Here is a 26,997-nt window from a genome sequence, read left to right on the forward strand (position 1 = left end):
CCGGCGCCGCATCGAGGAATTGTCCACAGCCGCACGGCGGCTGGCCATTCTGTCGGAGCGGGGCGATACGGTCGAAGCGAGCGAAGAACACGGCCCTCAGGGCCAGAAGAAACCGAGGTGAATAATGGCCGCAGCACCGGACCGCGAGAAGGCTTTGGAAGCAGCACTCGCGCAGATCGACAAGCAGTTCGGCAAGGGCTCCGTGATGCGTCTCGGCGACGAGACACGTGCCCCGATCGAAACGATTTCCACCAGCTCCATCGCCCTTGACGTCGCGCTCGGCATCGGAGGCCTGCCGCGGGGCCGCGTTGTCGAGATCTACGGTCCTGAGTCGTCGGGTAAGACCACCGTGGCGCTGCACGCTGTCGCAAACGCCCAGCGCAACGGTGGCATCGCTGCCTTCATTGACGCCGAGCACGCGCTGGATCCCGAGTACGCCAAGAAGCTGGGCGTGGACACGGATGCCTTGCTGGTGTCCCAGCCGGACACCGGCGAGCAGGCCCTCGAAATCATGGACATGCTCATCGGCTCGGGCTCGCTGGACATCATCGTGATCGACTCGGTGGCTGCCCTGGTGCCGCGGGCCGAGATCGAAGGCGAAATGGGTGACAGCCACGTCGGCCTCCAGGCCCGCCTGATGAGCCAGGCCCTCCGGAAGATCACCGGCCGCCTGAGCCAAAGCAAAACGACGGCGATCTTCATCAACCAGCTCCGCGAGAAGATCGGTGTCTTCTTCGGCAGCCCGGAAACGACCACCGGCGGCAAGGCCTTGAAGTTCTATGCCTCGGTCCGCATCGACGTGCGCCGGATTGAGACCCTCAAAGAAGGTTCCAACCCGATCGGCAACCGCACCCGCGCCAAGATCGTCAAGAACAAGATGGCTCCGCCCTTCAAGCAGGCCGAGTTCGACATCATGTACGGCCAGGGCATCTCCCGCGAATCCGGCCTGATCGACATGGGCGTCGAACACGGCATCTGCAAGAAGTCCGGCGCCTGGTTCACGTATGACGGCGACCAGCTGGGCCAGGGCAAGGAGAATTCCAGGAAGTTCCTGAGGGACAATCCGGACCTGGCGGACGAGATCGAGCGGCGCATCCGGCTGAAGCTCGGCATCGACAAGCCGGACGAGGGATCCGAAGGGGCGGCCAAGGAACCGAAGCTCAAGGCCGTGGACGGCCTCTGAGCCGCGTGCAGGGCCGAGGCCGCCGGGGAGGACAGGAGCCGACTCCCGACTCCCCGGCAGATCTGACCCCCGAGGCCGACCCCGGCGACGTCGCGCGGTCCATCATCCTCAGGCAATTGACCATGGGGCCGCGGAGCCGCCGGCAACTGGCTGACAAACTGGCCGAACGGAACGTCCCGGCAGAGGTTGCCGTGGCTGTCCTGGATCGCTTCGAGGACCTCCAGTTGATCGACGATGCCGAGTTCGCCCGGATGTGGGTCCGGAGCCGGTTCCAGACCAAATCCCTGGCGCGCGGGGCACTGAAGCGCGAACTGGCGGACAAGGGCATCGCGCCGGAGCTGGCCGAGGAAGCACTTGAGCAGCTCAGCCCGGACGACGAGCTGGACAGCGCCCGGGACCTTGTCCGCCGGAAGATCCGGCCTGACTGGGACTTGGGCGAGCGGCAGGTCAGGGACAAGCACACGCGGCGGCTGGCATCCATGCTGGCCAGGAAGGGCTACCCTCCCGCCGTCGCCTTCAGGGTCGTCTCCGAGGAACTGGACGCCCTGCAGGAAGACTGAGGGCCCGCGGACAGCGATGGCTTTCGACCGCGCGCCGAGTGTAGTCCTCCCGGCCGGCGGGCAGGCCGTCGCTGTGCCGCCACCATGGATTGTGGCGGCCGGCGGGGAAGGTCTTACCCTTAAGAAGTGAGCGTGACCTTCCCTGCCCCCGATCCGGTTGTTTCGAGTGCCGAACGGCGCACCTATCAGGTGCGCACCTTCGGCTGCCAGATGAACGTGCACGATTCCGAGCGCCTGGCCGGGCTTCTGGAAAACGCCGGCTTGGTCGAGGCGACGGACGGGCAGGCTGATGTCGTCGTCTTCAACACGTGTGCGGTGCGGGAAAACGCCGACAACAAGCTGTACGGCAACCTGGGACAGCTGGCGCCGGTGAAGGAGCGCCGTCCCGGCATGCAGATTGCGGTGGGCGGCTGCCTGGCGCAGAAGGACCGCGAAACCATCCTGCGGAAAGCACCGTGGGTCGACGTCGTCTTCGGCACCCACAACGTGGGCTCGCTGCCCGCACTTCTTGAGCGCGCGCGCCACAACAACGAAGCGCAGCTGGAGATCCTCGAGTCGCTCGATGTCTTTCCCTCCACTCTGCCCACCAAGCGCGACGCCGTGTATTCGGGCTGGGTATCCATCTCCGTCGGCTGCAACAACACCTGCACCTTCTGCATCGTCCCGTCGCTTCGGGGCAAGGAGCGGGACCGGCGACCGGGGGACATCCTGGCCGAGGTCCAGGCCCTGGTGGACGACGGCGCCATTGAAGTGACCCTTCTGGGCCAGAACGTGAACTCGTACGGTGTGGAATTCGGCGACCGGGGAGCCTTCGCAAAACTGCTCCGCGCATGCGGGAACATCGCCGGCCTTGAGCGCGTCCGCTTCACGAGCCCGCACCCGGCGGCCTTTACCGACGATGTCATCGAGGCGATGGCCGAAACGCCCAACGTCATGCCCCAACTCCACATGCCGCTGCAGTCCGGCTCGGACAAAGTCCTCAAGGATATGCGCCGCTCCTACCGGTCCGGAAAGTTCCTGGGCATCCTGGACAAGGTCCGCGATCGCATTCCGCACGCCGCCATTTCCACCGACATCATCGTGGGCTTCCCGGGCGAGACGGAGGAGGATTTCCAGGCAACGCTCGACGTCGTCGAACAGTCCCGGTTCGCCACGGCATTCACGTTCCAGTACTCCAAGCGGCCGGGCACCCCGGCCGCGGACCTGCCGGAACAGCTGCCCAAGTCCGTGGTGCAGGAGCGGTACGAGCGGCTGATCGCCCTGCAGGACCGCATCTCCGCGGAGGAAAACGCCAAGCAGGTCGGCACGCAGGTCGAGGTGCTGGTTACCGCCCAGCAGGGGCGCAAGGCCAGCGAGACACACCGGCTCTCGGGGCGTTCCAGGGACCAGCGGCTGGTCCATTTTTCGGTGCCGGACGGAGCGGCAGCGCCGCGCCCCGGGGACCTGGTCACCGTGACGGTGACCGAGGCCGCGCCTTTCCACCTGATCGCCGATCCGTTGCCGGCAGACTACTCGGTGCGCCGTTCGCGCGCGGGGGACGCGTGGGACCGGTCGCAGGCCGACTCCTGCGCCGTGCCGGCGGAGGGCGCGACGGCGGGCGGCAAGGCGGTTTCGCTGGGCATGCCGGCACTGCCCGTGCGCAACTGACGCTCCCCGGATGGTGAGCGAACCGGAGCGCATGCCGCCTGTCATCGCCGTGGTCGGTCCCACCGGATCGGGCAAGTCGGACCTGGCGGTCGCACTCGCGCAGCGTATCGACGGCGAAGTCGTGAACGCGGATGCCATGCAGTTCTACCGCGGGATGGACATCGGTACCGCCAAGATCACGCCGGTCGAGCGGCAGGGCGTGCCGCACCATCTGCTGGACATCCTCGACGTCCGCGATGAAGCCAGCGTTTCGACCTTCCAGGAGGAGGCCCGCGAGGTGATCGCCGACATCCACCGGCGCGGCCGGCGGGCGATCCTGGCCGGTGGATCAGGCCTCTATGTTCGGGCGGCCCTCGACGTCATCGAATTTCCCGGCACCGATCCGGTCCTCCGGTCCGGGCTGGAATCGGAACTGGCCGCCGGGGGACTGGCCGCTCTGCGGAGCCGGCTGGAAAAAGTCGACCCGGTGTCTGCCGGCCGCCTGGGCGACGCCCGCAGGGTAGTGCGCGCCCTCGAAGTGTACGAGCTGACGCAGCGGCCCTTCAGTTCCTTCATGCCGGAGCGCCGCTACTGGCAGCCGGCCCTCCAGTTGGGGCTCACGGTCGATCGGGAGGAGCTCAAGGAACGGCTGGCGCTCCGGGTGCACCGGATGGTGGACAGAGGCCTGTTGGACGAGGTCCGCCGGCTCGACCAAGAGGGCCTGCGGGAGGGTCGAACAGCGTCCAAAGCGCTCGGCTACTCGCAGTTCCTCCGGGTCCTCGATGCCGAGCTGACCGTCGACGAGGCTATCGGGGAGACCATCGTGGCCACTCGGAAGTTCGCCCGCCGGCAGCAGACCTGGTTCCGGGCGGATCCCCGGATTGCATGGCTCGACTGGAAGGACCCGGCGCTGGTGGACGCCGCATTTGCACTCGTCGATAAGCTTGGACAGTGACCGAATCTTCCTCTGCTGTCCTGCGTTCCCTGACCGGCCTGGCCTTTTCCAAGGGGCATGGCACCGGCAACGACTTCGTGCTGGTCGCCGACCCCAACGGTGAACACCAGATCAACTCTGCTGCCGTTTCGGTGCTGTGCGACCGCCACCAGGGCATCGGCGGCGACGGCCTCATCCGCGCAGTCCGCTCCGAGCATCTTCCGGAGGGGCGGGAACTGCTTGAAGCGGTTCCCGAAGCCGAGTGGTTCATGGACTACCGCAACGGGGACGGATCGGTCTCGGAAATGTGCGGCAACGGTGTGCGCGTCTTCGTGCATTTCCTGCTTGACCAGGGCCTGGCCGACCTCGCGGAGGGCAAGTCCTTGTCCATCGGCACGCGTGCAGGCGTCAAGGTCATTACCCGCTCGGAAGACGGCTACGCCGTGGATATGGGCCCGTGGGAGTTCATCTATCCGGACCAGGCCGCCGCAAAGGCCACGGACTCCGTCGTCAACGCCGCGGGCCTCGAGGTGCCCCGGCCCGCCTTGAGCATCAGCATGGGCAACCCGCACACCGTGGTCGCGCTGGCCGAGCTCGCCGAACTCGCCGCCACCGGTCTGTACGAGGCGCCGGAGGTCGAGCCCAAACCGGTCAACGGAACCAACGTCGAATTCGTGGTGCCGGCTGAACCTCTGGTCCACAATGGCGCCGGTCACATCACCATGCGCGTGCACGAACGCGGCGTAGGAGAGACACAGTCCTGCGGAACCGGCGCCTGCGCGGCCGCCGTCGCCATCCGCTACTGGGCCGGAGCGGGTGCACCGGACGATTGGCGCATCAACGTTCCCGGCGGCACCGTGAACGTACGTTTCTTTGTCGCCGATGACGGGCGCGAGCATGTCGAACTGAGCGGGCCCGCCACCCTCGTGGCCCGGGGAGTTATTGCGTAGCAGCCGCTCGGCGGATCCGCAGGATCCGGAAGGCCTTGGCGGTGCTTTCGCGGCTGACCCGGAACCAGGCCGGCAGTTCGGCCGCGAGCCAGCGCTGCAGGGAGTCCGAACCGAGATTCTTCTGCACCACCAGCCAGGCGCTGCCCCCAGGCGCCAGGCGGGGGAGCCACAGCATCAGCAGGTCGTGCAGCTCACTCTTGCCGATCCGGATCGGCGGATTCGACCAGATGGCGTCGAAGCGCAGCTCAGGGTCCACCTCCTCGGGCAGGCAGGCCCGCACGTTCTCCAGCCCCAGTGCTTGTGCATTGTCGTTGGTCAATGCGATGCAGCGGGTATTGACGTCGACCGCCGTCACCGCGGCAGCAGGTGACTTCAGGCCCAGGGTCAGCGCGATCGGGCCCCAGCCGCAGCCGATATCCAGCAGATTGCCGGTCGGCGGCGGGGCGGGGACCTCGGCCAGCAGCACAGCCGTCCCTTTGTCGATTCCCTCGGGGCTGAAGATGCCGTTCGACGTCGTGAGGTGCCGGACCTGACCGTCGAGTTCGACGGTCAGCGGCTTACGTATTTCCGGCTTGCCTGGCTCGGGGCTGAAGTAATGATCGGTGGCCATAATCCGCCAGACTAGTGCGCCCTCGGCGGAATTTGTATCTAGGCCTGCCTAAGCCGCACGCATGGCCTGTTATGCTGGACGGCATGGCGAACAAGTGACTGCGGTCGTCTAGGCCGGCTTCGGCCCGCACCAGACGCCGCTCCCGTTGAGCCCGGCTCCGGGACCGGTAGGCACCACTACCGAGAACCAACCTGTCATTCCCGCGCGTCCCTTTGGCTGCGACTGCGCCTGCACCTCATTGCGCCCTCCGCGCATCGTTCGCTGCATGGCTCCGGATCACCGCCTGGGGGACCGCCTTCCCGGCCAGGAGGACCCATGACCCGACAACAACCACCGCAGGCAAACCACCCCCGCGCAGCAGCGGAGGACTACCATAGATCTACAGACCTTCCGAAGGAGAGCATGACCAACAGCAGCGCCGGCCAGCCGGCAGAGGAACCGGAACTGACCCCGGAGGAAATCCAGGCCGTCATCGACCGGATCCTGGCCAAGGACTCCGCAGCCCGCACCAAGACCGGCAGCGGTTTCCGGGGCAAGGCGCAGGCCATCTCCACCCTGGACGAAGAGCATTCGGAGTTCGACGGCGAGCAGCAGGACCTTCAGGAGCGGCGCGCCTTGCGGCGTGTGGCCGGTCTGTCGACGGAACTGGAAGACGTCACCGAGGTCGAGTACCGCCAGCTCCGGCTGGAGCGGGTGGTCCTGGCCGGCCTGTGGACCGAGGGGACGGCCGCGGACGCGGACAACTCCCTGCGCGAATTGGCCGCACTGGCTGAAACCGCGGGTTCGGAAGTTCTCGACGGCGTCGTCCAGCGACGGCTCAAGCCTGACCCCGGAACGTTCCTGGGATCGGGCAAGGCGCAGGAGCTGCGGGACATTGTCATGTCGACGGGCGCTGACACGGTGATTGTCGACAGTGAACTATCGCCCTCGCAGCGGCGCGGTCTTGAAGACATCGTCAAGGTCAAGGTGATTGACCGCACCGCGCTGATCCTCGACATTTTTGCGCAGCATGCCAAAAGCCGCGAGGGCAAGGCCCAGGTCGAGCTCGCACAGCTGGAATACCTGCTGCCGCGCCTGCGTGGCTGGGGCGAGAGCATGTCCCGCCAGGCCGGCGGCCGCGTCGGCGCTGCCGGCGGTGGCATTGGTTCCCGTGGCCCCGGCGAAACCAAGATCGAGCTGGACCGGCGGCGCATCCGCACGCGCATGGCCAAACTGCGGCGCGAGATCGCGGGCATGAAGCCGGCGCGGGAGACCAAACGCGCCAACCGCAAGCGCAACGCCGTGCCGTCGGTCGCGATTGTCGGCTACACCAACGCCGGCAAGTCCTCGCTGCTCAACCGGCTGACCAACGCCGGCGTCCTCGTGGAGAACGCGCTGTTCGCGACCCTCGACCCCACGGTCCGCAAGGCCGAAACCTCGGACGGGCTCGGCTACACGCTGGCGGATACGGTCGGATTCGTCCGTTCGCTGCCCACGCAGCTTGTGGAAGCCTTCCGGTCGACCCTTGAGGAAGCAGCTGACGCGGACCTGATCCTGCACGTCGTGGACGCTTCCCATCCCGATCCCGAAGGCCAGATCGCGGCGGTCCGCGAGGTGCTGACGGAAGTGGATGCGCGGAAAATTCCCGAAATCATCGTGCTCAACAAGGCTGACGCCGCTGATCCGTTCGTCATCGAACGGCTGCGGCAGCGGGAACCGCGGCATGTCGTGGTCTCGGCCCGGACCGGGCAGGGCATCCCCGAACTGCTGCAGGCCATCAGCGACGGCATTCCCCGGCCCGCCGTCAAGCTCGAGCTCCTGATTCCCTACGACAGGGGCGACGTCGTCAGCCGGCTGCACAGCCCTGATGCAGAGATCCTGTCGATGAACCACGGCGAAGCGGGTACCGAGCTCGAAGTCATGGTCCGGGAGGGCCTGGCGGCCGAACTCGAGGCCTTCATCCGGCGTGGCTGAGGAACAGGCGGAGGCCCTGCGCCTGCTCGACGTTGCAGTGCAGGCGATGGGCGGCCAGGACCGCCAGGGCCAGCATGAAATGGCCGGCCGCGTGGACGCGGCCTTTCGGCGGCGCGAACACCTGCTGGTCCAGGCGGGCACGGGAACCGGCAAGTCCCTGGCTTACCTGATCCCGCTGATCGTGCACGCCCTGGAGAGCGAGAAGCCGGCGATCGTCGCGACCGCCACGCTCGCTCTGCAGTCCCAGATCGTCAAGCGGGACCTGCCGCGGCTGCTGGAAGCCATCGCCGATGAGCTGCCGCGGCCGGTCGACGCAGCCTTGCTCAAAGGCCGCAACAACTACCTCTGCCTGCACAAGATCGACGGCGGATTCCCTGCGGACGATGCTCCGGAGGCGCTCTTCGACCTCGCCGAAGAGACCGTTCCGCATCCGGCGCCGGCCCCCGGGCCGACCACTGCGCTGGGACAGGAAATCAAGCGGCTGCGGGCCTGGGCGGAGGAGACCGAAACGGGGGACCGGGACGAAATTGTCCCCGGAGTCAGCGACCGGGCCTGGCGGCAGGTCTCCGTGAGCGCCATGGAGTGCCTCGGCGCCCAGCGCTGTCCGGTTGCGGCGGAGTGCTTCAGTGAGCGCGCCCGCACGCATGCGGCCGAGGCGGACGTGGTGATCACCAACCATGCGATGCTGGCCATCAACGCGTTCGAAGGGCTGGCCGTCCTGCCGGACTACGACTTCGTCGTTATTGACGAGGCCCATGAGCTGCAGGACCGCGTGACCGGAGCGGTTTCGGGCCAACTCTCGGCAGTCATGATCACGGCTGCCGCCTCCAGCGCCCGCAAGCACACGGCGATCAGCGTCGACGCGCTGAACACTGCGGCCAAAAGCTTCGAAGCCGCGTTCGACTCGGTCCCCTCCGGACTCATGGCGGCGGGCCTCCGGCCCGAGCAGGAGCTGGCCCTGACCCAGCTGCGCGAGGCCGCTCGTACGGCACTGTCCGACTCCAAGCCCGATGGCTCCGGGGCAGTGGACGGCGGCCGGCAGATGGCAAGGTCGCGGCTTGCAGCCATCCTTGAGCTGTGCGACCGGGTAGTGTCCACCGCCCACAGCCGGGAGGTCCTGTGGATCACCCGTCCGAGCAGCTTTACGCCGGGCAGCGGCTACGGACCTCCGGACGAAACCCTGCCGCCGATGCTCAACGTGGCGCCGCTGTCGGTGGCTTCCCGGCTGCGCGAGGGGCTGTTCGAGGGCCACACCGTCGTCCTCACGTCCGCGACGCTCGCCATCGGCAACGCGTTCGACGCGGTGGCCGGCTCGCTGGGCCTGCTGGGCGAAGGAGCGCCGGAGTACAGCAGCGCCGACGTCGGGAGCCCGTTCAACTACCCGAAGCAGGGCGTGCTGTATGTGGCCTCCCACCTGCCCAAGCCGGGCCGGGGAACAAGCTCCGAACAATTGGATGAGCTCGAAGCGTTGCTGCGCGCCTCCAACGGTGGCGCTCTCGGGCTGTTCTCGTCGCGGCGGGCCGCAGAGGAGGCCGCTGCCGCGATGCGCGAGCGGCTGCCCTTCACGATCCTTTGCCAGGGCGAGTCGTCCATGGCCGCGCTGGTCCGGCAATTCTCGAGCGAACCGAATACCTGCCTGTTCGGGACGATGACGCTGTGGCAGGGGGTCGACGTGCCGGGAGAGGCCTGCCGCCTGGTGGTCATCGACAGGATCCCCTTCCCCCGGCCGGACGATCCGCTGATGACCGCCCGTACACGGGCAGTGTCGCAGGCGGGCGGAAACGGTTTCATGACCATTTCGGCCACGCACGCCGCCGTCCGGCTCGCGCAAGGCGCCGGACGGCTCATTCGTGCCGCGGGGGACCGGGGCATGGTGGCCGTGCTCGATTCGAGACTGGCCAATGCCCGCTACGGCGGCTTCCTCAGGGGGGCGCTGCCGCCGTTCTGGTCCACGAAGGACCGGGCGACGGCGCTCCAGATCCTGCAGCGCCTGGCGGGCTGAGGACCCGCCGACAGGGGGCTAGAGGGCGCGCATCACCGAGACGACCTTGCCCATGATCGTCGCATTGTCGCCGAGGATCGGTTCATACTGGGTGTTCTGCGGGAGCAGCCAGGTGTGGCCGTCCCGCTGCCGGAAGGTCTTGACGGTGGCCTCGTCGTCCAGCAGCGCGGCGACGATCTCGCCGTTGACGGCGCTCGGCTGGCGGCGGACGACGACCCAGTCCCCGTCGCAGATGGCCGCATCGATCATGGAGTCCCCGGAGACCTTGAGCATGAAGAGCTCACCGTGTCCCACGAGCTGCCGGGGCAGGGGCATGACGTCCTCGACGACCTGGTCAGCCAGGATGGGGCCGCCCGCGGCGATCCTGCCGACCAGCGGAACGATCGCAGTGTCGGAAGCCGTAGCCAGTTCGGACACCGACAGGCCGCCGGTGCTGCGGAGCTTCTCCGGTTCGGCCACGCCTTCGATCTCTACCGCACCTGTCCCGAGCGTCAGCGGCGTCAGGACCTCCATGGCCCTGGGCCGCTTGGGATCGCGGCGGATATAACCGAGCTTCTCGAGCTGCGCGAGCTGGTGCGTCACGCTGGAGAGGCTGGCGAGCCCGACCGTGTCGCCGATCTCGCGCATCGACGGCGGGTAGCCCTTGGCGCTGATGGAACGCTGGATGCTTTCGAGGATCTTCTTCTGGCGCGGCGTCAGGCTCTTGGGGGACGCGGCCGGCCGCTTGCGTGCGGTTCCCGTGCCGGCGGTACCTGAAGTAGCTGCACTCTTCCTCGACATGAACTGGCCCCGGTTCTCTATCCGGCCATCCGGGCTAGCCGGCGGCCGGTCCAATGTTGTCAGTGGCAGGTGATGCACTCAAGCATGGCCGCCATTTCTTCAAGCCTAGGGCAGCCATTGCACGATCTCAAACATTTATTCGATCGCGTCTCGACAACATTCGATCGCAGGTGCTACAACTGGAATCCGACAGTTCGAATATGCGTTCGAAAAAATTGGTTCATACGCACGCGGAACGGGAAGGTACCCCTCATGTCTGCTCAGCTCGCCCCGCACGCTTTGTCCGGCACGACGCCCGCGCTGCGGCTTACCCGCCGCGGCCGCCTGGTGCTCATCGGATTGCCCCTGATGCTTGGCGCGGCCGTCCTGCTGACCCTGATCGGCTTCTTCACGGCACCGGCCCTGGCGAGCTCGGGGCCCGGCCTCGGCCCCGGCCGCACGGTGGCGGTTGCCGTCGGCCCCGGCCAGACACTCTGGGATGTGGCCGTGCTGGCAGCGCCGGACCGCCACCCGCATGATGTCATTGCCGAGATCCAGCAGCTGAACAACCTGCCGGACTCCGTCGTCCGTGCCGGGCAGCGGCTGTTCGTCCCGCTGGGTGATGAGGAACTGTAATAAGAGCCGCTCCGGCAGGCCCGATTCCTGCCCCGGGCCCGCCGGAGCTTAAGCTGGTCAGGTGAACGACCAGCTGGATCTACTCAACCGACTGCCCCTGCGTGACAATTTGCGCGGCCTGGCTCCATACGGAGCTCCGCAACTCGACGTTCCCGTGCTCCTCAACGTCAACGAGAATACGCATGGACTGCCCCAGGAGGTTGCGGACGCGATTGCGGCGCGCGTCAAGTCGGCGGTGGCGGGCCTGAACCGTTACCCGGACCGTGAGTTCACGGAGCTGCGGGAGGCACTGGCCAAGTACCTCGGGCATGGGCTTTCCGCCGGGAACATGTGGGCCGCCAACGGATCCAATGAGGTGCTGCAGCAGATCCTGCAGGCCTTCGGTGGCCCGGGCCGGCGGCTGCTGAGTTTTCCACCGACTTACTCGATGTATCCCCTCCTGGCCAGCGGCACGGACACGGAGTACGTCACTGCCCGCCGCGGTGCCGACTTCGGGCTGACTGCCGACCAGGCAGCCAAGGCTGTCCGCGATACCGCCGCCAACATCGTCGTCCTGTGTTCGCCGAACAATCCGACCGGAACCGCGCTCGGTCTCGATGTCGTCGAAGCTGTCTACGAAGCAGGCGAAGCGAGCCAGGCGATCATCATCGTCGATGAGGCGTATGCGGAATTTGCCCATGTCGGGACGGACAGTGCACTGACACTGCTGCCGGGCAGGGAACGGCTGATCGTTTCGCGGACGATGAGCAAGGCCTTCGCCCTCGCCGGCGCCCGCGTGGGCTATCTTGCGGCAGCTCCCCAGATTACGGATGCCCTCCGGCTGGTGCGGCTCCCTTACCACCTCTCGGCCGTCACCCAGGCGACGGCGTTGGCGGCTCTCGACCATGCCGACGCACTGCTTGCCAATGTCGAAGAGATCAAGAGCCAGCGGGACCGCATCGTCAACGAGCTGACGTCGCTCGGCCTGCAGCCGGCCCCGTCGGACTCGAACTTCGTTTTCTTTGGAGGTTTGAAGGACCCGCACAAGGTCTGGCAGGGGTTGCTGGATGCCGGCGTGCTGATCCGCGATGTCGGCATCGCCGGACACCTGCGGGTCACCGCCGGCACCGAGGCCGAGACCACCGCCTTCCTGGACCGGCTGCGGGAACTGCTCTGAGCTTCGGTCTTCTAGACTGATAGGTGCGGGTTCCCTGCGGACCCGCAATGACCACTTTTGCCACAAAGGAATTCCATGACCGCGGATATCGCCACCACTGCACGCACAGCACGCCTCGAACGCACCACCAGCGAGTCGTCGGTGCTGGTTGAGCTGAACCTGGACGGCACGGGTCAGTCCGATATCAGCACCACCGTCCCGTTCTACGACCATATGCTCACGGCCCTCTCGAAGCACTCGCTGATCGACCTGACCGTGAAGGCCTCGGGGGACACGCACATCGACGCCCACCACACCGTCGAGGACGTCGCCATCACGCTCGGCGAAGTCCTGAAGAGCGCGCTGGGCAACAAGGCCGGGATCCGGCGTTTCGGCGAAGCCACCGTCCCGCTGGACGAGGCCATCGCCAATGCCGTGGTCGACATCTCGGGCCGACCCTACCTCGTCCACGACGGTGAACCGGCCGGCCAGGAATACCACCTGATCGGCGGGCACTTCACCGGTTCGCTGACCCGCCACGTCTTCGAGGCGATCACGCTGCACGCGCAGATCTGCCTGCACATGCGGGTGCTCGGCGGCCGGGACCCGCACCACATCGTGGAGGCACAGTTCAAGGCCTTCGCCCGCGCCCTGCGCGCCGCCGTGGAGCCGGATCCGCGCGTCGAGGGCATTCCGTCGACCAAGGGAGCGCTCTGATCATGGGGCCAAAGGTGACCGTACTGGACTACGGGTCGGGCAACATCCGGTCGGCGGTCCGGGCGCTCGAGCATGTCGGCGCCGAGGTGACCCTCAGCCACGATTCGAAGGCAGTCCTCGAAGCCGACGGCCTGGTCGTGCCCGGTGTCGGGGCCTTTGCCACCGTAATGGAGGGCCTCAAGTCCGTCGACGCCATCCGCTGGATCGGCAGGCGCGTCGCCGGCAGCCGGCCGGTCCTGGGGATCTGCGTCGGACTGCAGGTGATGTTCGAGGCCGGCGTCGAGCACGGCGTGAGGACCGAAGGCATCGGTGAATGGCCGGGCACCGTCGAGCGACTGGCCGCCGAGGTCGTCCCGCACATGGGGTGGAACACCGTCCAGCCTCCTGAAGGCAGCCAGTTGTTTGCCGGGATCGAAGACGAGCGGTTCTACTTCGTGCATTCCTACGGCGTCCAGCGCTGGGACTTCGATGTGAACCAGCCGGCCATGACTCCTCCCATGGTCACGTGGTCCGATCACGGCGGTCCCTTCATTGCCGCCGTCGAGAACGGTCCGCTGAGCGCGACCCAGTTCCACCCCGAGAAGTCCGGGGACGCGGGCGCCGCCCTGCTGCAAAACTGGCTTCGGACCTTGGGCTGACCCGCGCATGTGGAGTGTTGTCCTGATGGGCCTGGCCGGCCTCCTGGCCGGCGGCGCCATTGCCTTCCGCGGCCAGCAGGCGCCGAAATGGCTGATCATCAGCTTCTGGTTCCTGGCGGCTATGGCACTGGTGGCCGCATACCTGCTTACCCTCGGCCCGGCCGAGTAATTCCTTCGATTAGTTCAGAAAGCGGATTCCCCTATGACGACGCAAGATGCCCCGATTCTCGAACTGCTGCCCGCCGTGGACGTCGCCGACGGCCAGGCCGTGCGGCTCGTGCAGGGCGAGGCCGGCAGCGAGACAAGCTACGGTGATCCGCTGGACGCGGCCCTGGCCTGGCAGAACGACGGCGCCGAGTGGGTCCATCTGGTGGACCTCGACGCGGCCTTCGGGCGGGGCTCCAATATCGAGCTGCTGCAACGCGTGGTGCGGGAACTGAACATCAAGGTTGAACTGTCTGGCGGCATCCGTGACGACGCATCGCTGGACCGTGCGCTGGAGCTGGGTGCTGCCCGGGTCAACCTCGGGACCGCAGCGCTGGAGAACCCGGAGTGGACGGCCAAGGCGATCGAACGCTACGGCGACGCCATTGCCGTCGGACTCGATGTTCGGGGCACCACCCTGGCCGCCCGCGGCTGGACCAAGGAGGGCGGCGACCTCTGGGACGTACTCGCCCGTCTGGAAGACGCCGGCTGCGCACGCTACGTCGTCACTGACGTGACCAAGGACGGCACGCTCCAGGGCCCCAACCTCGACCTGCTCAAGGAGGTCGCCTCCCGCACGGCCAAGCCGGTCGTTGCCTCCGGCGGCATCTCCAGCCTCGATGACCTGGCCGCCCTGCGCACCCTGGTGCCGCACGGCGTCGAGGGAGCGATTGTCGGCAAGGCGCTCTACGCCGGCAAGTTCACGCTGCCCCAGGCACTCGATACCGCCGGCCGCCGCTGAGCCTTGGCCGAGAAGAGGGAGCTGCCCGGCCATATTGCCGCCGCACTGGCCGGTGCTGGCGGCGCGGCGGATTCGGCAGGCAGGCCGTGGAGCGGCCGCGACCTGAGCGGGCCGGGCAATCCGCTGCACAATTTCAACGAGGACGACGGCGGCGCCGACCAGGGCTATCTGAAGGCGGTCGCGGCGCTGGGCGACGGCACCGGCGGAGAACCACAGGTGCTGCAGGCACTGGCATCGGCCCGCGTCTTCGTTCCGATCGTGGCGCAGCTCGGCGAGGAGGCAGCCGGAGCCGGCGGTCTCGCCGCCGACAAGCAGGCGGACATGGCTCTGGTCACCCTGCAGGCGCCCGACGGACGCCGGGCGCTGCCGGTGTTCACCTCGACGTCCGCCCTGGAGGCATGGCATGCCGAGGCCCGGCCCGTGGCCGTCTACGCCGCCCGGGCCGCGCTGTCGGCAGTGGCGGAAAAGGCCCAGCTGCTGGTCGTGGACCCGGGCTCCGAGGTGACTTTCGTGGTGCGCCGGCCGGGCCTCTGGGCGCTGGCCCGGCAGCAGGAATGGGTGCCCTCCTATGCCGATCCTTCGCTGGCGGACCTCGTCGCCGAGGCGGTCGGGGGAGAGCCGGACGTTCTGCGCACCGCCTTGGCCCCCGGCAGCGGCATCGCCTCCAGGACAGCCTCGGGGCGCATCCTTGCAGGCGGGGGACCGGGTCCGGAGCTGCGGTTGGTCCTGGCCGCCCGGGACGGCCTAAGCCAGGCGGAACTGCAGGGACTGGCCCAGCGGCTGCAAGGCCGGCTGGGCGCGTCCAAGGACTTTGCCGAGCGGGTGGATTCGCTGGAGATCAGCTTTGTCCGGGACACGGCCGGCAGGCATGCCGGGCCCTAGGTGTAGTTCTCACCTAGGGCGCAGGCGGCGGAAGGACCTGGATCTGCTAGGCCGGCTGGGTCCCTCCGGAAGGGCTGCGGCTGACGGGCCGTGCCCGCGGGCAGCGAAAAGGCGCCGGAGCTGTGCCCGGCGCCTTTTCGTGGAAGGTAATGCGCTTTTCAGTTGACCGGCCCGGTGAACTTTTCTCCGGGACCCTGGCCAGGAGCATCGGGGAGCACCGATGCTTCACGGAACGCCAGCTGCAATGAGCGCAGACCGTCGCGCAAGGGGCCGGCGTGCTGGCTGCCAATTTCCGGCGCCGCGGCGGTGACGAACCCGGCCAGCGCGGTGATCAGCTTGCGGGCTTCGTCAAGGTCCTTCAGCTGCTCGGCGTCCTCGCCCGCCGCCAGCCCGCACTTGACTGCCGCGGCGCTCATGAGGTGGACGGCCGCCGTCGTAATGACTTCCACTGCGGGTACTTCCGCGATGTCCCGCATCTGCGCAAGGACTTCCTGGTCCTGGCCGGCATTCTCCGGGCCGTCGAACGAGTGGCGGTGGCCGGCATCGGGGGCAGGATTGTTATCTGGGGTGCTCATACTGGTAAGCTTGGCACAGACCAATTGATTCCTGTTATTTTCGTGCCCGAGGGCACACCGGGTTTCCGGAAGGAATAACGGATCAATCTGCAAGCGGATTCGTCTCCCACCTGTCGGCATGGATTATCCACAGCTGCCGGGTTCCCGGTCGGTATTCAGTCCCCGTTGGGGATTGATGCGCGCAGTCCCTTGGGGGCCGCGCCGAACGCCGGCATCCGAGGCCTCCGATTGCGCACGCAGTAGGGGGCCTTCTCCTGTTGCGGGGCGGTCACCGTGACCACAACAATCAGGAGCCACACATTAGCGAGCCACGAATCAATGATCGGATCCGCGTCCCCGAGGTGCGGTTGGTAGGTCCTGCCGGCGAACAGGTGGGGATCGTCCGTATCGAGGACGCCCTGCGTCTGGCCGCCGAATCGGACCTGGATCTTGTTGAGGTAGCACCGCAGGCCAAGCCTCCGGTGTGCAAACTCATGGATTTTGGCAAGTACAAGTACGAAGCAGCAGTCAAGGCCCGTGAAGCCCGCAAGAACCAGACCAACACTGTTCTGAAGGAAATCCGGTTCCGGCTGAAGATCGACAAGCACGACTACGAGACCAAGCGCGGGCACGCCCTCCGCTTCCTCGGCGCGGGTGACAAGGTCAAGGCCGTGATCCAGTTCCGCGGGCGCGAACAGCAGCGTCCCGAGATGGGTATCCGGCTGCTGCAGAAGTTCGCGGACGACGTCGCCGAGGTCGGCATCGTCGAGTCCAGTCCCCGCATCGACGGCCGCAACATGGTCATGGTGATCGGCCCGATCAAGAACAAGGCCGAAGCCAAGGCTGAAGCCCGCCGCGCCACGCAGAAGGCAGAGGCGAAGGCGGCCAACGCCGCCAAGAAGGAGCGCGTCGACGTTTCCTCCAACCAGGCGCCGATGACGCAGAGCCTGGGTGACCTGTTGCCCGAGGGTCTGGCCACGAGCGCGGCGGAGCCGGCGGAGACGCCTTCCGCAGCCGAGGCTGCACCCGCAGCGGCGCCCGAGCCGCAGGTGGAGAAGGCGCCCGAGCCGCAGGTTGAGCAGGCACCTGAGCCCAAGGCGGAGCCCCGGGTCCAGCAGGAGCCGAAGCCGCAGGAATCGGCTCCCAAGCCGCCCGTCCAGCAGGCACCGAAGCCGCAGGCCGCACCTGCCCCCAAGGCAGCACCGGCTCCGAAGCCCCAGGCCGCACCGAAGCCTGCGGCGATGCCGAAGCCGCAGGCGCGGCCGAAGCCGATGCCGGGCCCGGCCAAGCCGTCCGCACCCAAACCTTCCGGTCGCGGCAGCTCCAAGAGCTGACGAGAGACCGGGTTCATCTGGCAGTCCGGGAGCACAAAGCTCCCGGGCTCCGGTAGACATGTCAACCGCGCGTTCCCGCAGGGAGCCGCACGAACCGACGGCCCTGGCCTGAGGATACGTAAGGAGAACGGCAGCTATGCCGAAGCAGAAGACCCACAGTGGCGCCAAGAAGCGCTTTAAGCTCACCGGCAGCGGCAAGCTCAAGCGGCAGCAGGCCAACCGCCGCCACTACCTGGAGCACAAGCCCTCCACGCTCACCCGCCGTCTGGCGAGCGACAAGATCGTGGCACCGGCTGATGTGAAGAACATCAAGAAGATGCTGGGCATCTAGCACACCCCTTTTCCGACCAGGTTCCGGCCGCAGCTGCCGTTGCCAGTCGTTTCAGCAATTCCGACGCCGGGGACCTGTTCCGGCCGTCCAACACCTAAAGGAGTACGCACGTGGCACGTGTGAAGCGGGCAGTCAACGCCCATAAGAAGCGCCGGGTAGTTCTTGAGCGCGCGTCCGGTTACCGCGGTCAGCGGTCCCGTCTCTACCGCAAGGCCAAGGAACAGCTGCTGCACTCGTTCGTGTACAGCTACGGCGACCGCCGCAAGCGGAAGGGCGACTTCCGCCGCCTCTGGATCCAGCGCATCAACGCTGCCTCGCGCGCCAACGGCCTGACCTACAACCGCCTGATCCAGGGCCTGAAGGCCGCCGAGGTCCAGGTTGACCGCCGCATGCTGGCTGAGCTGGCCGTCTCCGACGCCGCCACCTTCGCCGCGCTGGTCCAGATCGCCAAGGACTCCCTGCCCGCCGACACCTCGGCTCCGGCCGAGCGAAAGGCTGCTCCGGCTGCCAAGGCTGCTCCGGCTGCGAAGGCCGCTCCCGCCGCCGCCACCGCCCCGGTTGCCGCCGAGGGCGAGCTGTCCGGCGCCGTGAAGGCCGTCGACGGCCAGGACGCTCCCGAGGGCTTTGCCATCAAGGGCAACCAGTCGAAGAAGTACCACGTGCCGGGTTCGACCTGGTACGAGCAGACCACTCCGGTCTACTGGTTCAACACCGTCGAGGCCGCCAAGGCCGCGGGCTACGAGCCTGCCGGCGGCGAAGCACGCCAGAAGATCGCCGAGTAATTCTGCGAATCAGGCGGCAGCCAGCACTAACGCTATAGTCGCTCTATGAGCACTACCGGGCGCCCACCAGCAGTTATGTCCAATCCCCGAGCAGATCGGGTCAAGGACGTGGCGAAGCTGGCTGGGCGTCCCGCGCGTTTAAAGCGGCGGCAGTTCCTTGCCGAGGGGCCCCAGGCGGTGCGGGAGGCGCTCCTGGCCCACCGCAGCGCAGTGGCCGGGCGGCGGCCTCCCGTCGTCTCCGAGGTCTACGCTACGGAGTCCTGCCTGGACCGCTATCCCGAATTGGGTGACCTGGCAGCGGAGGCGGACCTGCGGCTGGCGAACGACGACGTCATCGCGGCCATGTCGGACACCGTCAGCCCGCAGGGCATCCTGGCCGTCTGCCACTACGTGGACCGGCCCTTGGAGGAGGTTCTCGCGGCTCGTCCCAAGCTGCTTGCCGTCATGGTGCGGGTCCAGGACCCCGGCAACGCGGGAACGGTCCTGCGGGCGGCCGATTCCGCTGGCGCCGATGCTGTCATCCTGATCGGCGGGAGCGTGGATATTTACAATCCGAAGGCGGTCCGGTCGACCGTGGGTTCCCTCTTCCACCTGCCCGTCGTCACCGGAGCGGACTTCGATGACCTCGTGGAGCAGCTGAAGGAACAGAGCGTGGCCGTGCTGGCGGCCGACGGCTACGGCGACATCGACCTGGACCGGCTGCAGGATGAGAGCGCCCTTCGCCGCGGCGGAGGGCTGCCAACCGGAAACGGCAGATCCTCGGGCCCCGCCTTGGAAGGCGAAACGGCCTGGCTCTTCGGCAACGAAGCCCAGGGCCTCTCTGAAGGCGAGCTGGCCGCCGCCGACTACCGCGTAGCGGTTCCCCTCTACGGCCAGGCCGAGAGCCTGAACGTCGGCACCGCGGCGACGGTCTGCCTTTATGCGTCCGCCCGGGCCCAGCGCCAGCGGGCCTAGCTTGGGGTTCAGCAGGAAGGCGCGGTAGATCGGCCTCGGCCCTGCCGACCGGGGACAGGGAATCGCCCGCCGGAGCGATGGTGCCGGGCGGGGGGACGCCGTCCCGACCGCCCGGACGATCTATCTGGAGCCCGGTACCTTCCGGTCCGGAAGAGCGGCATCGGTACCGGAGCGGGCCGGCGCCTTGGCTTTCCGTTCGAGGAGGCCCGAAATAACCGCCACGGCCAGGCCGAGGACAGCCAGGCCGGCCCCGACCAAAGCGGGCGCCTTATAGCCCCAGCCCGCGGAAATAACGGCTCCGCCGAGGAAGGCCCCGAGGGCATTGGCCATGTTCAGCGCGGAGTGGTTCAGCGAGGCTGCCAGCGTCTGGGCGTCCGGCGAGGCGTCCATGAGCCGGGTCTGCAGCCCGGGGATGAGGCTGGAACCGGCGACGCCGATCAGGAACACCATGGCTACGGCCAGGACGGCGAAATCCGCGACCACCCAAAAGATGGCGAGCACGCACACAATGGCTGTCATCACCTGGTAGATGCTGCCCATCACCGAGCGCTCGGCCAGCCGTCCGCCCAAGATGTTGCCGGCCACCATGCCCAGTCCGTACAGCCCGACGACGAGCGGCAGCGCGGATTCGGGCAGTCCGGCGACGTCCGTCATGGTCGGGCTGATGTACGAGTAGACGGCAAAGAATCCGCCGAAGCCGACCACGCCGATCAGCAGGGCGAGCCACACCTGGATCCTCTTCAGCGCCCGCAGTTCGCGGCGCATGCTCGCCTCCGCATGCGCGGGCCTGAACGGGACGAAGCGCTGGATCAGGAGCAGCGTGATGGCGCCGATGACGCCGACGGCCACGAACATCAGGCGCCAGCCGTAGTTCTGGCCAAGCCAGGTCACCAGGGGAACACCCACGACGTTGGCCACGGCCAGGCCGAGCATGACCGCGGCGACCGCGCGGGGGCGCTTGGAGGGCGCGACGAGGGAGGCCGCGATGACGGCGGCGACCCCAAAGTAGGCACCGTGCGGCAGGCCGGAGATGAACCGGGTCGCCAGCATGGAGCCGAAGTCGGGGGCAAGGACCGACGACAGGTTTCCCACGGTAAACAGCGCCATCAGCCCCAGCGCCATGTGCTTGTGGGGAAGCCGCGCACCGAGGGCGGCCAGAACCGGGGCGCCGACGACGACGCCCAGCGCATAGGCGGAAATCAGCTGGCCGCTTTGCGGAATGCTGATCTGCAGGCCCTCCGCCACGTTCTGCAGCAGACCCATGATCGCGAACTCCGTGGTCCCGATGCCGAAGCCGCCGGCCGCGAGGGCGATGATGGCTGCCGCGATGGGGACACGCGCGTGGTTCTGCGCGGACGCGTGGTCGTCTTTGGAAAGCATGTACGGGACTTTCGGGTAAGGGTAAGGGAAAGGCGCAGCCGGATCGGCCATGAGTCGGACGGTGCCGTAAACGTAACACTTCGACGTCGGCCTTCGGGGCGTGCTGTAGCGGAGGACACCTTCCGGTCGGTCGGGTGCGGGCCTCGGCCGTAGACTCGTGGGGTGGAACCACGACTGAAGCAGATTGTCGGCGCCGCCATCCTCGATTCGCTGGAGAGCCCAACGAGGCTGCTGGCCGCCCGGCGAAGCGCACCCGAGCAGCTGGCCGGCATGTGGGAGTTTCCGGGCGGGAAAGTGGAACCGGGGGAGGGCTGCGAAGACGGCCTTCGCCGCGAGATCCGCGAGGAGCTCGGCGTCGACGTCGAACTCGGGACTGAAGTCGTCGGCCCGCTCGACCAGGGGTGGCCCCTGAGCGGTGCGGCCGCTATGCGCGTCTGGAACGTGCGGATCATTGGCGGCGAGCCTCGCCCGCTGGAGGACCACGATGAACTGCGCTGGGTGGACCTGACGCCGCAGGAACTGACGGCGCTGCCGTGGATCCCGGCGGACCTGCCGATCGTCTCTGCCGTAGTGGAGGCCGCGCGAACAGCGCACAGCAGCCTGCCCTGAGGGCGGCCCCTGACCAGCCTAGAAGAGGGTGGGTTCGTGCACCGGCAGTGCGGTGAATGCCCCCTCTGCCCCCTCTGCCGCCGGCCGGACCTCCGCGCGCCGCCGGCCCGCCGTCGCTGAAACCCGCAGCTGGGCGGCGCCGCCGCTGAGTCCATGGCGGAGCTTGAACTTCCTGACTCTGCCGGCCAGCCACTGGCGATAGTCCTTTGAGGCATACGAGCCGCCGTTGTACAGACCGCGGTACCGGCCGACCAAGGATGGATACTCCCGGGCCAGCCATTGGAGGAACCACTCCCGCGCTCCCGGCCGCAAATGGAGGGCACCGGCTGTCACCCCGGAGGCGCCGGCCGCAGCCAGCTGGGAAAATAGCCGGTCGAGATGCTCGTCACTGTCCGTCAGCCAGGGCAGGATCGGCATCGCCATCACGCCGCATTCGAAGCCGGCGTCCGCGACCGCCCGGATGAGGTCCAGCCGGGCTTTCGGCGTGGGCGTGCCGGGTTCCACCTGCTGCTGCATCCGGGCGTCGGCGAAAGCCAGCGAGACGCCGATCCCGACGTCCACGCCGGCCGCGGCCTGCTGCAGCAGCGGCAGGTCGCGCTTGAGCAGGGGCCCTTTGGTCAGGATGGAGAAGGAAGTGCCGGAGTCAGCGAGGGCCCGAATGATGCCGGGCATGAGCCGGTAACGGCCTTCCGCCCGCATATAGGGATCCGAATTGGTGCCCAGGGCGACGGGCTCGCCCTGCCAGGACGGACGGGAGAGTTCCCTTTGAAGCACCTCGACGACGTTCGTCTTGACGATGATCTGCGTGTCGAAGTCCCGGCCGGCGTCCAGGTCCAGGTACTCGTGGGTCTTCCGCGCGAAGCAGTAGGTGCACTGATGCAGGCAGCCGCGCGTGGGGTTGATGGTCCACTCGAACGGCATGCCGGATTGGGCCGGAACCCGGCTGAGCGCTGATTTGCAGGCGATCTCGTGGAAGGTTACTCCAGCGAATTCGGGTGTCTGGACCGACCGGACCAGCCCCGCCAGCCGGGTCAGGCCCGGCAGGGCGGAGGTATCTTCGGCCGCCAATGACTGTCCATCCCAACGCATGCATCAATTCGAACACAGTTTCGAATATTGCTCAAGGTGCGCGGTGTCAACGCCTGAAGGGGGAGCTGCCGGCCGCCAGAAGGGGAGCTGCCGGCCGCCGGAAGGGGAGCCGCCGGCCGCCGGAGGGGCGGGCGGTCAGCGCTGCGAAGGCCGTGGCCGGCGCCCGCGGTAGCCGCGGGGCCGGAAGGACCGCAGCGGGCGCTCGCGGTAGCCGCCTTCGCGCAGCCCGGCCGCGCGCTCGAAGGGGTTCCGGGAGGCCGGGTCGCCCGTCCGGAGCAGGGACCACAGTGCCGCTGCCAGGTAGAGGGGCAGGAAGGGCAGGCCGAGGCAGAGGGCGTACTGGGTGCTGTGCCGGGCTTCGTGCCCCAGCAGCACCGGGTTGGCGGCCAGCCGGGCGGACTCCGGCCGGAACAGGACGACGTTGCCGAGCGTGAAGGCGGCGGCCTTTGGCAGCGGCCAGGTGTAGCCGTGGGCGAGGATGAGTCCGCGGGGGCCGTCGTGGAGCGAGCAGCGGGCCAGGCCGGCCGTTCCGAGTCCAAGCAGGGTCGACAGGTTGATCCAGTTGAGCAGGCGGCGCAGGCGTTCCCCGGCGGTCATGGGTTCATCATAGGTCGCCCTGTTCAGTGGGCGTCGGTGGCGTCCACTAGACTTAGGGAAGCCACGACAGGCCCGATTGCGGGCCGGCTGCGCCGCATCGGCGCTGTCGCGGCGCTTGTACGCGAACCGAAGGTAAGTACTCACACATGTCTGAAACCACCGTGGGGACCGAGTCCCCCCAGGTTGCCGCCGTGCCGCACCCCCTTGATGAAGCAGCCATCGCCGCCGCTGTAGAGCGGGCGATGGAGGCGATGGCCGCTGCGGCCGACCTTGAGGAGCTCAAGGCCGTGCGGATTGCCCACACCGGGGAGAAGTCCCCGCTGAGCCTGGCCAACCGGGAGATCGGGAAGCTGGACAAGGCGGACAAGGCCGCCGCCGGCAAGCTGGTAGGCCCCGCACGCGGCCGCCTGAACAAGGCGCTCGCCGCCCGGACCGAGGAACTCGAAGCCGCGCGCGACGCCCAGATCCTCGTGGAGGAAGCCGTTGATGTTACGGCGGCCCCCCGCCGTCGTCGTGCCGGCGCCCGGCACCCGCTGTCCGTTCTGCAGGACCGCGTCAGCGACATCTTCGTCGGGATGGGCTGGGAGATCGCCGAAGGTCCCGAGGTGGAGTCCGAGTGGTTCAACTTCGACGCGCTGAACTTCAAGCCGGACCACCCCGCCCGCGAGATGCAGGACACCTTCTTCGTCGAGCCGCCCGAGGCCCACCTCCTGATGCGCACGCACACGTCGCCGGTCCAAGTGCGTTCCATGCTGGAGCGGGACCTGCCGGTCTACGTGCTGTGCCCGGGCAAGGTCTTCCGGACCGATGAACTTGACGCCACGCACACGCCTGTGTTCCACCAGTTCGAGGGCCTGGCCATCGACAAGGGGCTGTCCATGGCTGACCTGCGCGGCACCTTGGAGCACTTCGCCCGACAGATGTTCGGCGCGGAAGCCTCCATCCGGCTGCGCCCGAACTTCTTCCCGTTCACGGAGCCTTCCGCCGAGCTCGACATCTGGCACCCCGGCGCCAAGGGCGGCCCGCAGTGGATCGAATGGGGAGGCTGCGGCATGGTGCACCCGAACGTGCTCCGCGCGGCGGGCATCGATCCCGAGGTCTACTCCGGCTTCGCCTTCGGAATGGGCATCGAGCGCACGCTCATGTTCCGCAACGAGGTCGGCGACATGCACGACATGATCGAAGGCGACGTCCGATTCAGCGAACACTTCGGGATGGAGATCTAAGTAATGCGTATCCCACTTTCCTGGCTGCGGGAGTATGCCCAGGTTCCGGCCGGAGCGACGGCCGAAGACGTTATGGCCCAGCTGGTCAAGGTCGGCCTCGAGGAAGAGGCGGTCCATCGTCCGCTGGACGAGCTGAAGGGCCCCATTGTCGTCGGCCAGGTGCTCTCCGCAGAGAAGGAACCGCAGTCCAACGGCAAGACGATCAACTGGTGCCAGGTCCGGGTGGTCCCGGAAGGCAGCGGGCAGACCCTCACTGGCGAGGGCATCGACCCCTCGGGCGTGCAGGGCATCGTCTGCGGCGCCCACAATTTCGAACCGGGCGACAAGGTCGTCGTGACCCTGCCCGGAGCAGTGCTGCCCGGGGACTTCCGGATCACCCCGCGGAAGACCTACGGCCACCTGTCCGCCGGCATGATCGCCTCGGTGCGCGAGCTCGGCATTGGGGAGGACCACGACGGAATCCTCGTGCTCTCCACCCTCGGCCTGGACCCCGAGATCGGCAGCGACGCCCTTGAGGTCCTCAGCCTGCACGACGAGGCAGCCGAGATCAACGTCACCCCGGACCGGAGCTACTGCTTCTCCATCCGCGGGGTGGCCCGCGAATATGCCCACGCCACCGGCACCGAATTCACGGATCCCGCCGCGGGCGTGACGGTGGCGGCGGCGGATGGTCCCGGCTACCCGGTCCGGCTCGAGGACCAGGCCCCGATCTATGGGAAGCCCGGCTGCGACCGGTTCGTGGCGCGCACGGTGCGCGGCGTGGACCCGTCCCGTCCGACGCCGCCGTGGATGGCCTCGCGCCTGCGCCTGGCCGGCATCCGGTCCATCTCGCTGGTGGTCGATATTTCCAACTACGTGATGCTCGAACTCGGGCAGCCGCTGCACTTCTACGACCTGGATCGGCTCGCGGGCGACATCGTCGTGCGGCGCGCGAACCAGGGCGAAACCCTCGAGACGCTGGACGGCAAGGTCCGCAAGCTGGATCCGGAAGACCTGCTCATCACCGATGATTCGGGTGCCATCGGCATCGCCGGCGTCATGGGCGGCGCCGCCACCGAGGTCTCCGACAGCACCGTCAACGTCCTGATCGAGGCGGCCCACTTCGAGGAAGTCGGCATTGCCCGCTCCCGCCGCCGGCACAAGCTGCCGTCCGAGGCTTCGAAGCGCTTCGAGCGCGGAGTCGACTGGCAGGTCGCGGACGAGGCGGCGCAGCGGGCCGTGGACCTGCTGACCGAGCTGGCCGGCGGCACCGCCGACGCCACGGCTACGGACGCCGGGCAGGAACCCGCCGCCGTCGTCATCGACCTGCCGGCGCACTACGCGGCAGAACGCATCGGTATGGAATTCACCGAGGACCAGATCGTCTCCTCCCTGCAGGACCTGGGCGCCGGCGTCGAGAAGTACGACGGCGGATATCGGGTGACGGTGCCCAGCTGGCGCCAGGACCTGGTCATCAAGGAGGATCTGACCGAGGAGATTGCGCGCCTGGTCGGCTACGACAAGATTCCCGCCACGCTGCCCGTCGCCCCGCCCGGCCGGGGGCTGACGCGGATCCAGCAGCAGCGGCGGCGCGTCCTGCAGTCGCTGGCGGACGCGGGCCTGACCGAGGTGCTTTCCTACCCGTTCGCCACCAAGGCGGACAACGACACGTTCGGTTCGCCGGACGGCACCGGCCGCAGCGCACTGAAGCTGGCCAATCCGCTGAGCGACGAGCACGGCTACCTCCGCACCAGCGTCCTGCCGGGCCTGCTGGAGACCGCGCGGCGCAACCACTCGCGCGGCTTCCGCGACCTGGCCCTCTACGAGGCCGGCCTGGTGTTCCTGCCGGGCGAGCGGCTCGGCTCGGCTTCGATCCCGCCGCTGGGCGCGCTCCCGGACGAGGAGGTGCTGGATGGTCTCTACGATGGCATTCCGGACCAGCCGCTGCACATCGCGGCCGTCTTCATGGGGCTTGATTCGCCGGCAGGCGCCGGCCACACGCCGCGCCCGTGGGACTGGGCCGACGCGCTGGACACGGCCCGCCTGGTCGGCGATGTCCTCGGCGTCGAACTGGTCATCGAGCAGGGACTGCACCAGGCCTTCCATCCCGGCCGCACGGCCAGGATCTCGCTGCGCAGCGGCGAGACTGTCGGCTATTCCGGCGAACTGCATCCGAAGCTGCTGGCGGCACGCGACCTCCCGGCCCGCACGGTGGCGCTCGAGCTGAACGCCGAGCTGCTCTTCGCCGCGGCCCCGGATGTGATCGTGGCCAAGCACATCTCGACGTTCCCCCTGGCCACGCAGGACGTGGCGCTCGTGGTGGACCAGGAGACCCCGGCCAGCGTGGTGCTGGAAACCCTCCGCGAGGGTGCGGGCGAGCTGCTGGAGGACATCGCGCTTTTCGATGTCTACTCCGGCACGGGAATCGAAGCCGGCAAGAAGTCGCTGGCCTTCGGCCTGCGCTTCCGCGCCAATGACCGCACGCTGACTGCGGACGAGGCCTCGGAAGCGCGCGCCGCCGCCGTCGCGCTGGCCGCCGAGCGGTTCGGCGCGGTCCAACGCTGAGTCCGCGCTTGGCAGCGGTCGCTCCAACGGGTAATAAGTGAAGAACAACGACGGCGGGACCGGGCG

Annotated in this window: 27 protein-coding genes; 21 read left to right on the plus strand and 6 right to left on the minus strand. The window is 67.9% G+C overall.

Going from position 1 to position 26,997, the window contains the following annotated elements; genetic code table 11:
• The first annotated feature begins 124 nt into the window (after positions 1–124).
• The 5 genes from recA (at position 125) to dapF (ending at position 5,253) form a co-directional block, all read left to right on the plus strand.
• Positions 125–1,183: a recombinase RecA gene (recA, locus tag AHIS1636_RS03890; protein ID WP_264794496.1), complete on the plus strand. Its 1,059-nt coding sequence runs from the start codon at positions 125–127 to the stop codon at positions 1,181–1,183.
• A gap of 5 nt (positions 1,184–1,188) precedes the next feature.
• Positions 1,189–1,743, plus strand: a complete 555-nt coding sequence (locus AHIS1636_RS03895) for a regulatory protein RecX (RefSeq protein ID WP_309298562.1) — start codon at positions 1,189–1,191, stop codon at positions 1,741–1,743.
• Between the two features lie 126 nt (positions 1,744–1,869).
• Positions 1,870–3,390, plus strand: a complete 1,521-nt coding sequence (gene miaB / locus AHIS1636_RS03900) for a tRNA (N6-isopentenyl adenosine(37)-C2)-methylthiotransferase MiaB (protein ID WP_264794497.1) — start codon at positions 1,870–1,872, stop codon at positions 3,388–3,390.
• A gap of 10 nt (positions 3,391–3,400) precedes the next feature.
• Positions 3,401–4,324 carry a tRNA (adenosine(37)-N6)-dimethylallyltransferase MiaA gene (miaA, locus tag AHIS1636_RS03905; RefSeq protein ID WP_264794498.1) on the plus strand — a complete coding sequence of 308 codons (924 nt, stop codon included), beginning with the start codon at positions 3,401–3,403 and terminating at the stop codon, positions 4,322–4,324.
• Positions 4,321–5,253 (plus strand): diaminopimelate epimerase, encoded by a 933-nt coding sequence (gene dapF / locus AHIS1636_RS03910; protein WP_264794499.1) that lies wholly within the window; start codon positions 4,321–4,323, stop codon positions 5,251–5,253. The genes miaA and dapF overlap by 4 nt, the downstream gene beginning before the upstream one ends.
• Here dapF and AHIS1636_RS03915 read toward each other — a convergent pair.
• Entirely contained in the window at positions 5,243–5,863 is a 621-nt protein-coding gene (locus AHIS1636_RS03915) for a class I SAM-dependent methyltransferase (protein ID WP_264794500.1), read from the minus strand. The genes dapF and AHIS1636_RS03915 overlap by 11 nt on opposite strands.
• A 402-nt stretch (positions 5,864–6,265) precedes the next feature.
• Here AHIS1636_RS03915 and hflX point away from each other — a divergent pair, with 402 nt between their 5' ends.
• Together hflX and AHIS1636_RS03925 are read left to right on the plus strand one after the other, a co-directional pair.
• Complete coding sequence (hflX, locus tag AHIS1636_RS03920) at positions 6,266–7,816, plus strand: GTPase HflX (protein ID WP_264794501.1); 1,551 nt, start codon at positions 6,266–6,268, stop codon at positions 7,814–7,816.
• 46 nt (positions 7,817–7,862) lie between these two features.
• Positions 7,863–9,818 (plus strand): ATP-dependent DNA helicase, encoded by a 1,956-nt coding sequence (locus AHIS1636_RS03925; RefSeq protein ID WP_275116363.1) that lies wholly within the window; start codon positions 7,863–7,865, stop codon positions 9,816–9,818.
• An 18-nt stretch (positions 9,819–9,836) separates the two neighbouring features.
• On the opposite strand, the gene lexA is transcribed toward AHIS1636_RS03925, so the two are convergent.
• Complete coding sequence (gene lexA, locus AHIS1636_RS03930; RefSeq protein WP_264794503.1) at positions 9,837–10,598, minus strand: transcriptional repressor LexA; 762 nt, start codon at positions 10,596–10,598, stop codon at positions 9,837–9,839.
• A 252-nt stretch (positions 10,599–10,850) separates the two neighbouring features.
• Between lexA and AHIS1636_RS03935 the strand changes: the two genes are divergently transcribed.
• The 7 genes from AHIS1636_RS03935 to AHIS1636_RS03965 all read left to right on the plus strand — a co-directional run bounded on the left by AHIS1636_RS03935 (position 10,851) and on the right by AHIS1636_RS03965 (position 15,531).
• Positions 10,851–11,213, plus strand: a complete 363-nt coding sequence (locus tag AHIS1636_RS03935) for a LysM peptidoglycan-binding domain-containing protein (RefSeq protein ID WP_264794504.1) — start codon at positions 10,851–10,853, stop codon at positions 11,211–11,213.
• Positions 11,214–11,274: 61 nt separating this feature from the next.
• The gene (locus tag AHIS1636_RS03940) at positions 11,275–12,369 is read left to right on the plus strand and encodes a histidinol-phosphate transaminase (RefSeq protein WP_264794505.1); all 1,095 of its coding nucleotides are present in this window, start codon (positions 11,275–11,277) and stop codon (positions 12,367–12,369) included.
• Between the two features lie 75 nt (positions 12,370–12,444).
• Positions 12,445–13,065, plus strand: a complete 621-nt coding sequence (hisB, locus tag AHIS1636_RS03945; RefSeq protein ID WP_264794506.1) for an imidazoleglycerol-phosphate dehydratase HisB — start codon at positions 12,445–12,447, stop codon at positions 13,063–13,065.
• 2 nt (positions 13,066–13,067) lie between these two features.
• Positions 13,068–13,703: an imidazole glycerol phosphate synthase subunit HisH gene (hisH, locus tag AHIS1636_RS03950; RefSeq protein WP_264794507.1), complete on the plus strand. Its 636-nt coding sequence runs from the start codon at positions 13,068–13,070 to the stop codon at positions 13,701–13,703.
• A 7-nt stretch (positions 13,704–13,710) separates the two neighbouring features.
• Positions 13,711–13,872, plus strand: a complete 162-nt coding sequence (locus AHIS1636_RS03955) for a CG2302 family histidine operon protein (protein ID WP_336711715.1) — start codon at positions 13,711–13,713, stop codon at positions 13,870–13,872.
• Between the two features lie 33 nt (positions 13,873–13,905).
• Entirely contained in the window at positions 13,906–14,649 is a 744-nt protein-coding gene (gene priA / locus AHIS1636_RS03960; protein ID WP_264794508.1) for a bifunctional 1-(5-phosphoribosyl)-5-((5-phosphoribosylamino)methylideneamino)imidazole-4-carboxamide isomerase/phosphoribosylanthranilate isomerase PriA, read from the plus strand.
• Positions 14,650–14,652: 3 nt separating this feature from the next.
• Entirely contained in the window at positions 14,653–15,531 is an 879-nt protein-coding gene (locus AHIS1636_RS03965; RefSeq protein WP_264794509.1) for an SseB family protein, read from the plus strand.
• A 158-nt stretch (positions 15,532–15,689) separates the two neighbouring features.
• On the opposite strand, the gene AHIS1636_RS03970 is transcribed toward AHIS1636_RS03965, so the two are convergent.
• Positions 15,690–16,106, minus strand: a complete 417-nt coding sequence (locus AHIS1636_RS03970; RefSeq protein WP_262104159.1) for a DUF1844 domain-containing protein — start codon at positions 16,104–16,106, stop codon at positions 15,690–15,692.
• Between the two features lie 341 nt (positions 16,107–16,447).
• On the opposite strand from AHIS1636_RS03970, the gene infC reads away from it, so the two are divergent.
• The 4 genes from infC to AHIS1636_RS03990 all read left to right on the plus strand — a co-directional run bounded on the left by infC (position 16,448) and on the right by AHIS1636_RS03990 (position 19,486).
• Positions 16,448–17,419 (plus strand): translation initiation factor IF-3, encoded by a 972-nt coding sequence (infC, locus tag AHIS1636_RS03975; RefSeq protein ID WP_373875781.1) that lies wholly within the window; start codon positions 16,448–16,450, stop codon positions 17,417–17,419.
• A 136-nt stretch (positions 17,420–17,555) separates the two neighbouring features.
• Complete coding sequence (gene rpmI / locus AHIS1636_RS03980) at positions 17,556–17,750, plus strand: 50S ribosomal protein L35 (protein WP_262104161.1); 195 nt, start codon at positions 17,556–17,558, stop codon at positions 17,748–17,750.
• Positions 17,751–17,860: 110 nt separating this feature from the next.
• A complete protein-coding gene (gene rplT / locus AHIS1636_RS03985; RefSeq protein WP_264794511.1) occupies positions 17,861–18,532 on the plus strand; it encodes a 50S ribosomal protein L20, sunset domain variant in 672 nt (223 codons plus the stop codon).
• 45 nt (positions 18,533–18,577) lie between these two features.
• Positions 18,578–19,486: a TrmH family RNA methyltransferase gene (locus AHIS1636_RS03990; RefSeq protein WP_264794512.1), complete on the plus strand. Its 909-nt coding sequence runs from the start codon at positions 18,578–18,580 to the stop codon at positions 19,484–19,486.
• Between the two features lie 120 nt (positions 19,487–19,606).
• On the opposite strand, the gene AHIS1636_RS03995 is transcribed toward AHIS1636_RS03990, so the two are convergent.
• Entirely contained in the window at positions 19,607–20,866 is a 1,260-nt protein-coding gene (locus AHIS1636_RS03995) for an MFS transporter (protein ID WP_264794513.1), read from the minus strand.
• Between the two features lie 162 nt (positions 20,867–21,028).
• Between AHIS1636_RS03995 and AHIS1636_RS04000 the strand changes: the two genes are divergently transcribed.
• Positions 21,029–21,475, plus strand: a complete 447-nt coding sequence (locus AHIS1636_RS04000) for a (deoxy)nucleoside triphosphate pyrophosphohydrolase (RefSeq protein ID WP_264794514.1) — start codon at positions 21,029–21,031, stop codon at positions 21,473–21,475.
• Positions 21,476–21,493: 18 nt separating this feature from the next.
• Here AHIS1636_RS04000 and AHIS1636_RS04005 read toward each other — a convergent pair whose 3' ends face one another.
• Complete coding sequence (locus AHIS1636_RS04005) at positions 21,494–22,564, minus strand: Rv2578c family radical SAM protein (protein WP_264794515.1); 1,071 nt, start codon at positions 22,562–22,564, stop codon at positions 21,494–21,496.
• Between the two features lie 135 nt (positions 22,565–22,699).
• Complete coding sequence (locus AHIS1636_RS04010; protein WP_264794516.1) at positions 22,700–23,161, minus strand: DUF4157 domain-containing protein; 462 nt, start codon at positions 23,159–23,161, stop codon at positions 22,700–22,702.
• Between the two features lie 146 nt (positions 23,162–23,307).
• Between AHIS1636_RS04010 and pheS the strand changes: the two genes are divergently transcribed.
• Together pheS and pheT are read left to right on the plus strand one after the other, a co-directional pair.
• Entirely contained in the window at positions 23,308–24,387 is a 1,080-nt protein-coding gene (gene pheS / locus AHIS1636_RS04015; RefSeq protein ID WP_264794517.1) for a phenylalanine--tRNA ligase subunit alpha, read from the plus strand.
• A 3-nt stretch (positions 24,388–24,390) separates the two neighbouring features.
• A complete protein-coding gene (gene pheT / locus AHIS1636_RS04020; protein ID WP_264794518.1) occupies positions 24,391–26,931 on the plus strand; it encodes a phenylalanine--tRNA ligase subunit beta in 2,541 nt (846 codons plus the stop codon).
• The last annotated feature ends 66 nt before the right edge of the window (positions 26,932–26,997 follow it).

The organism is Arthrobacter mangrovi, assembly GCF_026011795.1.
Taxonomy (GTDB): Bacteria; Actinomycetota; Actinomycetes; order Actinomycetales; family Micrococcaceae; genus Crystallibacter; species Crystallibacter mangrovi.

What these genes read in the sequence shown, in the direction of transcription:
- hflX (WP_264794501.1), top strand. Translation starts at nt 6,266, where the DNA reads ATGACCAACAGCAGCGCCGGCCAGCCGGCAGAGGAACCGGAACTGACC.
- pheT (WP_264794518.1), top strand. Translation starts at nt 24,391, where the DNA reads ATGCGTATCCCACTTTCCTGGCTGCGGGAGTATGCCCAGGTTCCGGCC.
- AHIS1636_RS03925 (WP_275116363.1), top strand. Translation starts at nt 7,863, where the DNA reads ATGGGCGGCCAGGACCGCCAGGGCCAGCATGAAATGGCCGGCCGCGTG.
- hisH (WP_264794507.1), top strand. Translation starts at nt 13,068, where the DNA reads ATGGGGCCAAAGGTGACCGTACTGGACTACGGGTCGGGCAACATCCGG.
- AHIS1636_RS03955 (WP_336711715.1), top strand. Translation starts at nt 13,711, where the DNA reads ATGTGGAGTGTTGTCCTGATGGGCCTGGCCGGCCTCCTGGCCGGCGGC.
- AHIS1636_RS03990 (WP_264794512.1), top strand. Translation starts at nt 18,578, where the DNA reads ATGAGCACTACCGGGCGCCCACCAGCAGTTATGTCCAATCCCCGAGCA.
- hisB (WP_264794506.1), top strand. Translation starts at nt 12,445, where the DNA reads ATGACCGCGGATATCGCCACCACTGCACGCACAGCACGCCTCGAACGC.
- rpmI (WP_262104161.1), top strand. Translation starts at nt 17,556, where the DNA reads ATGCCGAAGCAGAAGACCCACAGTGGCGCCAAGAAGCGCTTTAAGCTC.
- AHIS1636_RS04010 (WP_264794516.1), bottom strand. Translation starts at nt 23,161, where the DNA reads ATGACCGCCGGGGAACGCCTGCGCCGCCTGCTCAACTGGATCAACCTG.
- AHIS1636_RS03995 (WP_264794513.1), bottom strand. Translation starts at nt 20,866, where the DNA reads ATGCTTTCCAAAGACGACCACGCGTCCGCGCAGAACCACGCGCGTGTC.
- pheS (WP_264794517.1), top strand. Translation starts at nt 23,308, where the DNA reads ATGTCTGAAACCACCGTGGGGACCGAGTCCCCCCAGGTTGCCGCCGTG.
- recA (WP_264794496.1), top strand. Translation starts at nt 125, where the DNA reads ATGGCCGCAGCACCGGACCGCGAGAAGGCTTTGGAAGCAGCACTCGCG.
- AHIS1636_RS03935 (WP_264794504.1), top strand. Translation starts at nt 10,851, where the DNA reads ATGTCTGCTCAGCTCGCCCCGCACGCTTTGTCCGGCACGACGCCCGCG.
- AHIS1636_RS03970 (WP_262104159.1), bottom strand. Translation starts at nt 16,106, where the DNA reads ATGAGCACCCCAGATAACAATCCTGCCCCCGATGCCGGCCACCGCCAC.
- lexA (WP_264794503.1), bottom strand. Translation starts at nt 10,598, where the DNA reads ATGTCGAGGAAGAGTGCAGCTACTTCAGGTACCGCCGGCACGGGAACC.
- priA (WP_264794508.1), top strand. Translation starts at nt 13,906, where the DNA reads ATGACGACGCAAGATGCCCCGATTCTCGAACTGCTGCCCGCCGTGGAC.
- AHIS1636_RS04005 (WP_264794515.1), bottom strand. Translation starts at nt 22,564, where the DNA reads ATGCGTTGGGATGGACAGTCATTGGCGGCCGAAGATACCTCCGCCCTG.
- miaA (WP_264794498.1), top strand. Translation starts at nt 3,401, where the DNA reads ATGGTGAGCGAACCGGAGCGCATGCCGCCTGTCATCGCCGTGGTCGGT.
- AHIS1636_RS03915 (WP_264794500.1), bottom strand. Translation starts at nt 5,863, where the DNA reads ATGGCCACCGATCATTACTTCAGCCCCGAGCCAGGCAAGCCGGAAATA.